The organism is Wolbachia endosymbiont (group A) of Nomada flava, assembly GCF_964027055.1.
Classification (GTDB): domain Bacteria; phylum Pseudomonadota; class Alphaproteobacteria; order Rickettsiales; family Anaplasmataceae; genus Wolbachia; species Wolbachia pipientis.
Map to the genome: position 1 here is coordinate 1192064 of NZ_OZ034725.1, position 12271 is coordinate 1204334.

10 protein-coding genes, 1 tRNA gene and 3 pseudogenes are annotated in these 12271 nt (G+C 36.0%); 8 read left to right on the plus strand and 6 right to left on the minus strand.

All coding sequences use genetic code 11. The features are described 5' to 3' along the window. Positions 1–205 precede the first annotated feature (205 nt). Positions 206–2227: an ATP-dependent DNA helicase RecG gene (gene recG, locus AAGD70_RS06220; RefSeq protein ID WP_065094526.1), complete on the plus strand. Its 2022-nt coding sequence runs from the start codon at positions 206–208 to the stop codon at positions 2225–2227. 547 nt (positions 2228–2774) lie between these two features. Here recG and AAGD70_RS06225 read toward each other — a convergent pair. Then, positions 2775–2933, minus strand: coding sequence for a hypothetical protein (locus tag AAGD70_RS06225; RefSeq protein WP_156517989.1), 159 nt, complete (start codon positions 2931–2933; stop codon positions 2775–2777). Positions 2934–3018: 85 nt separating this feature from the next. Here AAGD70_RS06225 and AAGD70_RS06230 point away from each other — a divergent pair, with 85 nt between their 5' ends. Further along, positions 3019–3306 carry a hypothetical protein gene (locus AAGD70_RS06230; protein ID WP_065094527.1) on the plus strand — a complete coding sequence of 96 codons (288 nt, stop codon included), beginning with the start codon at positions 3019–3021 and terminating at the stop codon, positions 3304–3306. Positions 3307–3321: 15 nt separating this feature from the next. On the opposite strand, the gene AAGD70_RS06235 is transcribed toward AAGD70_RS06230, so the two are convergent. The 5 genes from AAGD70_RS06235 to walE1 form a co-directional block, all read right to left on the minus strand. Then, entirely contained in the window at positions 3322–3780 is a 459-nt protein-coding gene (locus AAGD70_RS06235; RefSeq protein ID WP_245611016.1) for a hypothetical protein, read from the minus strand. 135 nt (positions 3781–3915) lie between these two features. Further along, positions 3916–3990 (minus strand) — tRNA-Gln (locus AAGD70_RS06240). After that, complete coding sequence (gene cutA / locus AAGD70_RS06245) at positions 3981–4316, minus strand: divalent-cation tolerance protein CutA (RefSeq protein ID WP_065094529.1); 336 nt, start codon at positions 4314–4316, stop codon at positions 3981–3983. Before cutA ends, AAGD70_RS06240 begins: the two co-directional genes overlap by 10 nt. Before the next feature lie 167 nt (positions 4317–4483). After that, the gene (locus tag AAGD70_RS06250) at positions 4484–4669 is read right to left on the minus strand and encodes a hypothetical protein (RefSeq protein WP_065094530.1); all 186 of its coding nucleotides are present in this window, start codon (positions 4667–4669) and stop codon (positions 4484–4486) included. A gap of 110 nt (positions 4670–4779) precedes the next feature. After that, positions 4780–6270, minus strand: a complete 1491-nt coding sequence (gene walE1 / locus AAGD70_RS06255; protein WP_156517990.1) for an actin bundler — start codon at positions 6268–6270, stop codon at positions 4780–4782. A gap of 453 nt (positions 6271–6723) precedes the next feature. Here walE1 and hflK point away from each other — a divergent pair, with 453 nt between their 5' ends. From hflK to AAGD70_RS06285, 6 genes and pseudogenes are all read left to right on the plus strand, one after another. Then, positions 6724–7758: an FtsH protease activity modulator HflK gene (gene hflK, locus AAGD70_RS06260; RefSeq protein ID WP_010962866.1), complete on the plus strand. Its 1035-nt coding sequence runs from the start codon at positions 6724–6726 to the stop codon at positions 7756–7758. A 2-nt stretch (positions 7759–7760) separates the two neighbouring features. Further along, on the plus strand, positions 7761–8633 hold the full coding sequence (gene hflC, locus AAGD70_RS06265) for a protease modulator HflC (RefSeq protein ID WP_012673275.1): 873 nt from the start codon (positions 7761–7763) through the stop codon (positions 8631–8633). Positions 8634–8636: 3 nt separating this feature from the next. Next, entirely contained in the window at positions 8637–10112 is a 1476-nt protein-coding gene (locus AAGD70_RS06270; protein WP_065094533.1) for a DegQ family serine endoprotease, read from the plus strand. Positions 10113–10229: 117 nt separating this feature from the next. Next, a pseudogene (locus AAGD70_RS06275) lies at positions 10230–10334 on the plus strand (WPE palindromic element domain-containing protein); the annotation flags it as partial. Between the two features lie 77 nt (positions 10335–10411). Beyond that, positions 10412–11386: pseudogene (locus AAGD70_RS06280) on the plus strand (WPE palindromic element domain-containing protein); the annotation flags it as partial. A 57-nt stretch (positions 11387–11443) separates the two neighbouring features. Next, positions 11444–12268, plus strand: a pseudogene (locus tag AAGD70_RS06285) (IS5-like element ISWpi1 family transposase). The last annotated feature ends 3 nt before the right edge of the window (positions 12269–12271 follow it).

Consider the following 12271-nt stretch of genomic DNA (forward strand, 5'->3'; position numbering starts at 1 on the left):
GCAAATATAGTTAGGGGTAACTTAGGCTTACCGACGATTTTAAAAACAACAAATTCGTCATTCCGTTACGTGTTAGCGGCTGAGATACCGCGAATGAATCGCGGTATGACGTTAGAGAGCTGTGCTAGCTATAGTGCATACCTGACCATAAGGTGACAAGATTTTAAAAAGGCTCTATAACAGTTTTACACATGTATGAATCTCAATGAGCAATCAGATTTTTCTAAATAGCAGGCTGGAGAATATACCTAAGTTCCATTCCGCAATATTGCCTAAACTTTGTGGTGGGGACAAGGTGGTGGATCTGCTGTTTTATAAGCCACTTAGTTATGTGGATAGAAGCAAGTTACTATCTGATGCTCGAGTTGGAGAATTTACAACTTTCATTGCAAAAGTTTATGAGCATCAGTCGCCCACTTTTAGAGGTAGACCATATAAAATAGTCGTTGAAAGTGAGAGTCAGTATATATTCATAGTCTTTTTTAATTACTCAGTTAAGTATTTATATAAACTATTTCCAATCGGAGCTTCTGTGATCGTCAGTGGCAAACTCGAAAAATTTGCTGAACATTGGCAGATTACTCATCCAGATTACGTGTCGCTTGACATCAACCAATTTAAAGAAATAGCTTGCATAGAGCCAGTTTACCAATTATGCCGTGGCATTACCAATAAGCGCATTGGGAACATAATAAGCTCTAATCTAAAGGAATTGCCTGATTTACCAGAGTGGATAGATGATACATTAATCAAGCAAAAAAAATGGTTGAGTTGGAGGGAAAGCATCATAAAGTTGCACAGACCAAGCTCATTGGCGGAAGCTGAGGTTTGTAGAAAAAGGCTTGCTTATGATGAATTGTTTGCGTATCAGCTAGCGCTGAAACTTGCAAGAAAAAATCATGTGAAAGAAAGGGGAAGAGAATTTGTAATATTGAGTAAATACAAAGAGCAAGTTTTAAATGAATTGTCGTTTCAATTAACAAATGATCAAACTCGTGCAATAGATGAGATCTCAGAGAGACAAAAATCCAAGTATCGCATGATAAGCTTGCTGCAAGGTGATGTTGGTAGTGGCAAAACCGTAGTTGCACTTTTTGCGATGATAAATGTGGTAGAAAACAACATGCAGGCAGCTCTAATGGCACCGACTACTATCTTGGCGGAGCAACATTATAATTGGATTGAGGAAGTTTTATCCTGTACCGATATAAAAGTTGCGCTGCTTACTGGTAAAACTTCGCGCAAGGAAAGAAAGATTATCATGAACGAACTTGCAAGTGGTGTTTTAAATATAGTGATTGGCACTCATGCACTATTTCAAGCTAACGTTACATTTAAAAATTTAGGGCTTGCAGTCATAGACGAGCAACAGCGATTTGGAGTGATGCAGAGAAATCGCTTGGTAGGAAAAGGAGAAAATGCCGATATACTTTTCGTTACTGCAACTCCCATTCCAAGAACCTTGCAGCAAGCTATGTATGGTGATGTTGAATGTTCAATTTTGAAAGAAAAACCAAAATCCAGATTGCCAATAAAAACTGTAACTATGAACATTAGTAGGGTGCCAGATGTTATTGAAAAGCTAAAAGGTGCTATAAACAGGGGCGAAAAAGCATATTGGATTTGTCCATATATAGAAGAAAACGAAGAGACCAATATTGCTGCAGCAGAGATGCGTTTTCAGGAATTACAAAAAACATTTCTTGATAAAGTCGGGATAATACACGGAAAATTGACTCAGGAGCAGAAAGATCAAATTATGTTTTCCTTCAAAAGGAATGAATTTTCTCTGCTTGTTGCAACCACTGTGATAGAAGTTGGTATAGATGTGCCAGATGCAACCATCATGATTATAGAAAATGCAGAGCAATTTGGGTTATCACAATTGCATCAGTTAAGAGGCAGAGTAGGGCGAGGAAACAAGCCATCTTTTTGTGTATTATTATACGATAATTTAAGTAAAAGCTCATCTTCAAAGTTAAAGATCATGTGTGAGTCACAAGATGGATTTTACATTGCTGAAAGGGATATGATGCTAAGAGGCAGTGGAGATATTTTAGGCACAAAACAATCAGGATGTATGGAATTTAAATTTGCTGATTTATATCAGGACAGAGAGCTGCTCAATCTTGCGTATAATAACGCAAAAGGCGCAATGGCTGATTTTGAATTACTGCTTGATATATTTGAATATAGAAGTAGATTACATTTTTCAAAATTTCAGTAGGAAAATCAGGTAACCCGCAGAAACGAAAAAACTTACTTGACACCCTTCGCCAGCCCCCTTATCATGATACTGAAGGTATTCAGTTATCTTCATCTGTGCAGATTAAATAGCAAGAAAACAACGTAGTTGGCGTCTTATTTTTAATTTTTTGCACTATGTGTACCTTATGTCTTCACAACATTTCTGGGTTTTTACCTATATAAGCTGAAACGCGCTTATAAGTCGTTTAAGACAGTATAGTACGCCGATTTGCAGGATTAGAGAGTGACAACTAGCTAACACGGGGTTTCTTTTGCCTTTTTTTCTGCTTAGTAAATTTCTTAGCATTTAAGCTAAGGGTCTGTTGCAGTTTAAAAGTCGCTAAATTGCAGCGTTTAGAATAAAAAACGCCAATATTTTGAAGTACATATAAATAACTAGTTAACTACGGGGCTTCTTTTGCCTTTTTTTTCATTTGGTAAATTTCTTAAATATTTAGATTAGTTGCAATTTAAGAGCCCGTAAAGGGTGTCATTCCAGTGCTTGACACTGGAATCCAGGAATTTTATTAAGTTGGTGAGTATAAAAATAGCTGTTTTACGTTAAAATACAATGTTTTGATGATTATGGAAGGGCTGGATCCCAGTGTCAAGCACTGGGATGACATCATCATAAAGGAACCAGTGTCAGCTACTTGAATGACATCATAGGGGCGCTGGCCTGACAATCGTCATCCCGCTACGTGTTAGCGGAATCTGCTGTGGCGACATAAACTTAAATCATTTCAAATTTCAATCCAAAGAGGTATCATTATGTTAAACAACTTCAATTTTAAAGAATTTTTTAACCACTATGAAACAAATAGTACGTCAGATGATATACAAAGGTATTATTTGCTGTGGAAATCAGTAATAGCGCAGGCGATGACTGATGCAGCAAGTAACTGTAAAAAAACAGAAAGCTTGGTAGAAAAACGTAAGGCAATTTCTTGGTTGTCAGACTTTAGTCAAGATTTTGTGCACACATGTATATTGGCTGATTGTGATCCGGTATACGTAAAAAATAAAATACAGCCAACCTTAAAAAGCCTTACTAGATAAAGCCTTTTTATATACTTAATGAGGTTTACTCCTTTTACCGAAAAAAATATAATTCAATCTCCTATCTATAGTTGCCTCTATATCTTTGATTAATAGCTGCTTTATCATGTTTACTTTTCGCTTTGCATCTTGAGCTTGACGCTCATTGTTACCACTGTTATTGCTGTAATTATTCTTATCACTATAACTACTGCCACTTGGTTTGCTACTGTTACTGAACTCACTACCCTTTTTTCTTCTTGTGTTGAGTATCTGTATTATCTTTTCCTTTAAAAAGGACTTCCAGCCTGTGCCAAGTAATAATTTATAGAGAAAATGCGGAGTAAGAAACGCCACTAATATTCGAATAGAAATTCCGTAACCGAGATCTTCCCTATTTTCATAATACCACTTGCAATATTGAAAAAAACGGTAAAACGCATTTTTGAAAGAGCAAAATTCTACAGCATACCAAAAACCATTGCTGAGAAACATGAGCACAATGCTGAATGTGTAAAGATACATTGTGAAGAGAAACAGTTTCACAATTATATCTTTTAGACTACCTAATATATAATTCAATAATCTTAATTTATAGAAAAGTGATATCATTTCACACCCACTTCAATATGGCTGGGGTGGAAGGATTCGAACCTTCGCGTGGCGGTATCAAAAACCGCTGCCTTACCACTTGGCTACACCCCAATACTACTTACATCAATAACACTATTAGCCCAATTAGTAAAAGATTTATTTGCTTTTTCTATGGGCATCACAGCAATAGCTGGCTGATCATAAGAATGCATTGCTTCGATTTTTTCTACAATTTTATCAACTTGATCATTTTTGCTTTTCATAATTGCTACTACTTCACAACTATTACTAATTTTACCTTCCCATAAATACAGAGAATTCACTTCGGGAAATATGTTTACACATACAATTAATTTCTCGTTTAACAATTCCTCAGAAACAGTCTTAGCCTCCTCAAAATTTGAAAAAGTTGCATAGACTAAAACTAAATTACTCATTAGAATTTACATAAACGCATTGCTACTATACTCTACCGAGATTTATTCATCAAGAGAAAATAACGCCAGCGCGTACTGTATGAACATTTGTTTGCAAAGGTAGTATGTTAAGTGTTATAGCTAGTTTGCCTCAAACGTAAAGGTGTCATCCCAGTGCCCCTGTGATGTCATTCCAGTGCTTGACACTGGAATCCAGTTTTCCATATAATCTCATCGAAAACGTTGTAACCACTTTCTATGCTAGTTTGCTTGTAAACAAGCAAACTTTCCTGGATCCCAGTGTCAAGCACTGGAATGACATCACAGGGGCACTGGGATGACACCTTTCCTAGCAGAGAAATCACAATGTTCATACGGTTGTACGCATACCGCTGGGATCTAGGATTTTTCTATAGTTTAAAAACAAAAAAAGGACGTTACTCATTGAGTAACATCCTTTTGGAGAAGGTAGAAGTTTTACTTATTACACTGTTCCTGGAGTTGTTGTAGCTCTTGAGTTGACAGGTTCTGCACTAGGTTGATCTAGAGATGCGCGTCGTTTTGCCAACTTTTCTTCGAGTTCTCTGTCAAATTCTTCTTTTAAAGGAAGAACTTGTTTTCTTGTTAGCGTAGAAGAACCAGAACCCATTCCACTATCAGTAGAATTACTGTGAGTGAGAGTTCTGTTACTCAAACTATCCAGGTTTTGCTCCACAATAGGATCACTGAGAACATCTTCACTGAAAGAACTTTGTCCATTTAAGTTAGTCAATGAGGCGCTTCTAGGTAGTTCTGGTGGAGCAACTGGAGTAAGCTTAGGAGTTAAGCTACTAGATGAATTGCTTCTACGGACTGTTGCAAAGTTCTGAGAATCTGAATCAGAGACAGTAGCAGTACTTTCAGTTCCTATAGAATTTAGTGAATTGCTTCTTGACAAGCTGTTAGATTGTTCAGAGTTTTTTCTTCCCAGTGAAGAGAATGATGATGACACAGACCTAGTTAAACTTTTGACAGAAGGCCTGTTAGCTTTTTTCTCTGCTCTGTCAAACATATTGCTTACGCTTGAGTACAAATGATTTTCTCTACATTCTTTAATAACCTTCTTAATTTCATCGTGATGTTCAGAGAAAACACTGTCGATGAAATAACTACCTTTAGGTAATGACCTTTGTGTTAACAAGTTATGCAAGCTTTTTTCATTTAAATTATTAATGAATTCTTTCTGTACTTGCCATCCAGAAGTATGTTCAATCTCCCCTGATTTTGCCTTCTCTGCCATTTTTAAATCAATTTCTGACGATATTCCAGAAAGTATATTTTTCACTAACCCAGAATTATTTCCTTTATCAGCAAAAATTGCTTTCATATCATTTCTTATTTCGTCAGATTTCTTAATTGCATCTGGAGTAAACCTTTTTACCTTATCTAAATAGTCCGTCTCACCAGATGCCTTATGGAACTTATTTGCCACTCCTTCGCCTACAAAACTAGCGCCTTTTTTCAGTGAATCTACTGAATGTTCATAACCTTCTTTCACCTTATCTTTAACATGTACAGCACCATCTCTAACTTTTCCGGCAGTATATTTCGCCCCATCAACTGTTTTTTCTGCTGACCACTTGAGCCCTTTATATCCAGATTGAACTGCTTTTACAGCGACTTTTACAGCGAAATATAAAGCAAGACCAACTATAGCACCCGGTATAGCAAGTGTTGCACCAACTGCCAAAAGTGGTAGTACTGCCGTAAATAATCCACTTGCTGTACTTACTACAAGAATCTTATCTCCTTGTTTCATCTTAGAGAATTCTGTATCCCCTTTTAACAGGTCAGTAATTCTTTCTTTTAGCTTCTTGGGATCATTAGCAATATCTGAATTTGGTAGATTTTGCATCGTTTTATTCAAATCAAAACTATCTTCTGGTTGGTTTTGTTGAGTTCCAACAGAATTTGAATTTTTTTCATTAGGTGACATTTTAAACCTCACTATTAATTAAATATATTATAATTGTATTCCTTGATTCTTAAGTTAGTGTTAAATTGATTGCCAGTATTTATTTATCTTCAAATAATTTCGCTTGACGTGTTTTGTGGTAGCGTAGAAAATTAGGTCAAGAAGCTGCAGCATTTATGAGGTATAGAAAAAGAACACTCATCTTTTTAGCTGTTATAACTTTAATAATAATGGTTTTATTATTCAGCTATCATTTCCATTTTCACGAAGACGTAGTGCACTTAAAGAGTGACAAAAAAGAATTCAAAAAAAAGCCAGAAAATTCCATAGAGTCGACCATATTACATAGAGAAAAGGAAGTGTACGATCATGTTTTCCATCCTGATGATTAATTTGTAAATAAAATAGCAATTTATGTTTGCATTTTCTTATTAAAGAAGTAATATTAGCGTATTAATTATAGAATCAATCATTATGTTTGATGATAATAATCCTTGGAACCTGGGAAAGAAACCGGTAGGGAACAAAACTCCCAATAATGAAGATATTTTAAGTAAAGCTGTATCTGATATAAGGTTCTTTCTTAATGGATTAACCAGAAACAGGGGCAAAAAACCTTATTTCATCATTTTCATTATTTTGCTGTTCTATGCTTGCACTGGCTTTTATATTGTCCATCCTAGTGAAGAAAGTATAGAACTTACCTTTGGTAAATATTCTAATACAGAAACACCTGGTTTGCGTTATCACTTCCCCTACCCTATTGGCAAGGTTTTTAAAGTGAACGTTAAGGAAGTAAATCGTGAAGAAATTGGGGTAAGTAGTTCTTATGGGCGAGATACAGATCGCGGTGAAGGCGTGATGCTAACTGGAGATGAAAATATAGTCAACGTTAACTTCGAGGTTCAATGGCGCGTTAGAGATGCTAAGGACTATTTATTCAAAGTGCGGGATTACAAACCCGGTTTCAGTGTTAAAAATGCTGCTGAAAGTGCCATGAGAGAAATAATAGGTAAAAACACGATCTCTTTTGCACTTGGTCAAGGCAGACCAGAAATTTCTAGAGATACTAGAATTCTATTGCAGCAGATTCTTGATGGATACCAAATGGGTATAGAGATTTTATCTGTTCAAATGAAAAAAATTGATCCACCAGAAAAAGTAATCAGTTCGTTTAGAGATGTACAAAGTGCTCGTGCAGACAAAGAGCGTACTATAAACGAAGCATATGCTTATAATAATGATATTATACCTCGAGCAAAGGGTGAAGCGATAAAGATAAAATTAGATGCACAAGCATATGAAAATGAAATAATAAATGAAGCAAAAGGTAATGCAAATCGCTTTTTATCTCTTTATGAGGAATATAGACAGAATCCTTCTCTCGTTAAGAATCGTATTTATCTTGAAACTATGGAAAATATTTTCAGTAAGGTAGACAAAGTTGTTGTAACTGATGATCTGAAAGGTATGTTTTCTTATTTACCTCTTACAAATTTAGGAAAATAACCATGAGTAGTAATATTAAAATTGTTTTTGTTTCTGTATTTGTTGTTTTATTGATTGTTTTATCTAATTCAATATTTGTTGTGCAAGAAACAAAGCAAGCAATAGTTATACAACTGGGTAAAGTTGTAAGGGATGTTAGGGAAAGTGGCTTATATTTTAAGTTGCCATTCATAAATAGTGTAGAGTTTCTTGATAAAAGAGTTTTAGATTTAAGTCCTGATAAGATCCCAAGGGAAGTGATAACAGCGGATCAAAAACGTATTATAGTAGATGCGTATGCAAAATATAAAATAACAAATCCTGTTACTTTTTACCAGGCTGTGAGGAATGAATCAGGTCTGGTTAGAAGATTATATCCGGTTATAGAAGCTCACATAAGAGAAAATATAGGCAGATTTTCGTTGATTAGCTTGTTGAATGAAAAAAGATCAGAGGTTATGCAATTGATTCAGCGTGGAGTTTATTCTGAAGCTGAAAAATTTGGCATAGAAATAATAGATGTAAGAATTAAGAGAGCAGATTTACCAGAAGAAAATAGTTCTGCAATATTTCGCCGTATGCAAACTGAAAGGGAAAAAGAAGCAAAAGAAATTAGAGCAGAAGGAGAGCAAGCTGGGCAGGAAGTTAGATCAAAAGCTGATAAATTAAAAAGGGAAATTATCTCCAGTGCAGTAAAAGAATCGTACGAAATAAGGGGCCGTGGTTATGCTGAAGCAACTAGAATTTATAATGAGGCATTTAAGGTTGATGAAGAGTTCTTTAACTTTTATCGCTCTATGAGCGCTTATAGTAAATCATTTGCCGAAAATAATACTAAATTTGTACTTTCACCAAATAATAATTTTTTAGATATTTTAAATAAGGGGTGGAAATAGTCTATGAAAATTATTTTATCTATATTTGCATGTTTTTTGATTTCATTCTCTTCATACGCTAATGTGTTCGACTGGAACGCAAAAAAAGTTGTTGATGCTAGCACTACTGCATGCAACTGTAATCAAGGACTTGCCGATTTAGTGGAAGAACTCATTCCTGCGGTTGTAAATATTTCAAGCGAACAAATCATCAAACAAGAAAATAACAGCAAAACTAGAGTTCCATCTATGCCAGGAAATAATTTTTTTGATGATTTTAGAGAGTTTTTTGAGCACTTTGATCAGTTTTTTATGGATAGGGGCCCTAGTGTTAACAGAGAGGTGGTGTTGCTTGGCTCTGGGTTTATTATAGATAAAGGTGGAATCATAGTAACAAATTATCACGTTATTAAAAACGCCCAAGATATCACAGCTACCATGAACGATAATACTCATTTTAAAGCAGAAGTTTTAGGCTATGATGCAAGAACTGATCTTGCTGTGCTTAAGATCCATTCTGATAAAGACCTTCCTTTCGTCGCATTTGGTGATTCTGATGCAGCAAGGGTTGGCGATACTGTTATTGCAATAGGTAACCCATTTGGTTTGGGTAGCTCCGTTAGCAAGGGAGTTGTATCTGCAAGGTCTAGAGACATTAGTATCGGCACTATGAATGAATTTATTCAAACCGACGCTGCAATTAATAGAGGCAACTCTGGAGGGCCATTATTTGATTTAAATGGAAAAGTTATAGGCATTAACACCGCTATCTATTCCCCATCTGAGTCTGGCGGTAACGTGGGTATAGGCTTTGCTATACCATCTAATTTAGCTATGTCAATTATTGACACATTAAAAAGTGGCAAAAAAATAAAACATGGTTGGCTTGGTGTGCAAGTTCAGCCTATAACGAAAGAATTCGCTAAGTCCTTGGGTTTAAAAGATACAAAAGGTGCACTGGTTGCAAGTATAGTACAGGATAGTCCTGCAGAAAAAGGTGGAATTAAGGTGGGTGACATATTATTAGAATTTGATGATAAAAAAATTGATAGAATGACACAACTGCCTCAAATGGTTTCAAGAACTGAACCTGGAAAAAAAGTACAAATTAAGTTACTTAGAAAGAGCAAAGAGGTCAATATTAAGGTTGTGATTGAAGAATCTGCAAATGATGGTCAAGGTAATAATCAAGAAGAAAATAAATCAACATCCGATTACATAACTGGTTTAACTGTTTCAAACCTGCCAAAAGAATCAAAAGAAAGTAATCCTACAAAAGGTGTGATAGTTACCAATGTAGATAGTAACAGTAATGCCACGCTGCGTGGTATTAAAAAAGGAGACATTATTATCCAATTAGATGGAACCGATATAGAAAATACTAATGATTTTCAAAAACAAGTTGATTCAGCAGTAAAGAAAAACGGTAAAGATTCAATAATGTTGCTCATTTACCGCAATGGAAATCAATTCTTTACTTCGATAAAGTTGAAGAAGTAATTTTATTCACTAAATTTACAAAACAGTAGTGTTGTAAGCTCGCTACTGTAACACTTCAATCTTATAAAATAAATAAAAATCTACACTAGATTTCTTGCGTAACCATATAAAAAACCAAAGGATGTCATCCCAGTGCCCAGACACTGGAAACTTCACTGTAATGAGCACATTGAGCAGCTGTATAATAAAAACTGGATTCCAGTGTCAGCTACTTGCATGACGCCGTCATAAAGGAACCAGTGTCGGCTACTTGGATGACACCATAGGGGTTACTTGGGTGATACTATAGGAGGTCTAACATGAACTTTCTAAAATTCATTGAACTGTGCTTTCAAACAGTGGTGCCGGGATGTGAGTATAATGATTATCAGTACATAAAAGTCATAGCAGACAGGCTGGAAGCAGCGAATGCTGGCGAAGTAAGGCGCATAATACTCAATATGCCTCCGCGTTCAATGAAGTCCATATGTGTAAGTGTTGCGTGGCCCGCATGGATACTGGGAAATCAGCCAACTGCAAGAATAATAGTTGCAAGTTATTCTAAGTTGCTTAGCGAAAAACATTCGCTCGATACGAGGTGCATAATGCAATCTGATTGGTATAAAAAGCTATTTCCAGAGGTAGAACTATCCAAAGACCAGAACACTAAATATAAATTCCAAACAGTGCAGAGAGGATACAGAATCGCAACATCAGTTGGAGGAACATTAACCGGTGAAGGTGGTGACTTTATTATTGTGGATGATCCGCTTAACCCTGCTCAAGCTTTGAGTGAAACATTTAGAAAACGTGCCACAAACTGGTTCGATCAGACTTTAGTAACGAGACTCAACGATAGAAAAAAAGGAGTAATTGTGCTTGTGATGCATAGGCTCCACCTGGAAGACTTAACTGGGCACCTCTTATCCAAGCCAAAAAACATATGGCATCACATTTGTTTGCCAATGATTTCTGAAAATAAGGAGGTTATTTATTCAATTAATAACCATACTGGTGTCATTCCAACCCCCCCTCCTGTCATCCCAGTGCCCAGACACTGGGATCCAGAAAATTCAACCGCAAAAGACTGGATTCCAGCATCAAGTGCTGGAATGACACTACCTGCAAGAGTATTATACTCAAGAGAAGAGAATGAGTTATTATATCCCCTGGAGGGAGGAAGAGAAGAAGTTGAGATGATAAAAGTTGAACTCGGGAGTTACGCTTTTGCTGCTCAATATCAACAAAACCCCCTGCCGCTTTCAAGTGGTATAATAAAACAAGAGTGGCTAAGAGGTTGTCCGGAAACAAGTAAAAGGCTATAATATCTGAAATTTTAGTACGGGGTAAAGATGAGAAAAAAGTATCCAACAGATCTAAGCGAAAGGGAATGGGCAAGAATAGAAAAACACTTCAGAGTATCATACAAGAAAGGAGGAAGGCCGCCAAAGTATAGCAAAAGAGAAATATTAGAAGCAATTTTCTATGTATTGCGTACAGGGTGTCAATGGCGGTATTTACCAAATGATTTTCCGCTATGGAAGACTGTGTATGAGCAGTTCAGGCAATGGAAGAAGCAGGGAATTTTTGAGAAAATGAATTATGAAATATAGTAGAAGAAAAATAGGAAGGAATGAGCAGCCGAGTGCCTGTATAGTAGATAGTCAATCTGTAAAGACTACAGAAAAGGGGGGATCAAAGGCTATGATGGAAGTAAAAAAGTAAAGGGTAGAAAAAGGCATATAATTACAGACACTCAGGGTTTTATACTAGGTTGTTACGTAGGCGCTGCTAACGAAAATGATAGAGATGGTATTAAAATAGCATTAAACAATATGAGAACAAAATATACTAAAGTTAAAAAAATGTGGGCTGACATGGGATACCAAGGAAGAAATTTAAAGAATCACATAAAGGAAGAATATGACATAGATATTGAAATTGTTAAAAGGCCTCCATGTAGATTTTGGGTGCACAAAGATACGCCACCTGAGCTACTACCAACAAGAGAACAAGGGTTTAAAGTACAGCCAAGAAGATGGGTTGTAGAAAGGACTTTTGCTTGGGTTAATAGGAATAGAAGGCTATCGAAGGAGTATGATTTACTCACAACATCCACTGAGAATTTCATATACCTAGCTATGAGTAGGGTTATGTTAAAGAGGGAATATGCTTGAATT

What these genes read in the sequence shown, in the direction of transcription:
- recG (WP_065094526.1), top strand. Translation starts at nt 206, where the DNA reads ATGAGCAATCAGATTTTTCTAAATAGCAGGCTGGAGAATATACCTAAG.
- hflC (WP_012673275.1), top strand. Translation starts at nt 7,761, where the DNA reads ATGAGTAGTAATATTAAAATTGTTTTTGTTTCTGTATTTGTTGTTTTA.
- AAGD70_RS06270 (WP_065094533.1), top strand. Translation starts at nt 8,637, where the DNA reads ATGAAAATTATTTTATCTATATTTGCATGTTTTTTGATTTCATTCTCT.
- walE1 (WP_156517990.1), bottom strand. Translation starts at nt 6,270, where the DNA reads ATGTCACCTAATGAAAAAAATTCAAATTCTGTTGGAACTCAACAAAAC.
- hflK (WP_010962866.1), top strand. Translation starts at nt 6,724, where the DNA reads ATGTTTGATGATAATAATCCTTGGAACCTGGGAAAGAAACCGGTAGGG.
- AAGD70_RS06250 (WP_065094530.1), bottom strand. Translation starts at nt 4,669, where the DNA reads ATGAACATTGTGATTTCTCTGCTAGGAAAGGTGTCATCCCAGTGCCCC.
- AAGD70_RS06230 (WP_065094527.1), top strand. Translation starts at nt 3,019, where the DNA reads ATGTTAAACAACTTCAATTTTAAAGAATTTTTTAACCACTATGAAACA.
- AAGD70_RS06235 (WP_245611016.1), bottom strand. Translation starts at nt 3,780, where the DNA reads ATGTTTCTCAGCAATGGTTTTTGGTATGCTGTAGAATTTTGCTCTTTC.
- cutA (WP_065094529.1), bottom strand. Translation starts at nt 4,316, where the DNA reads ATGAGTAATTTAGTTTTAGTCTATGCAACTTTTTCAAATTTTGAGGAG.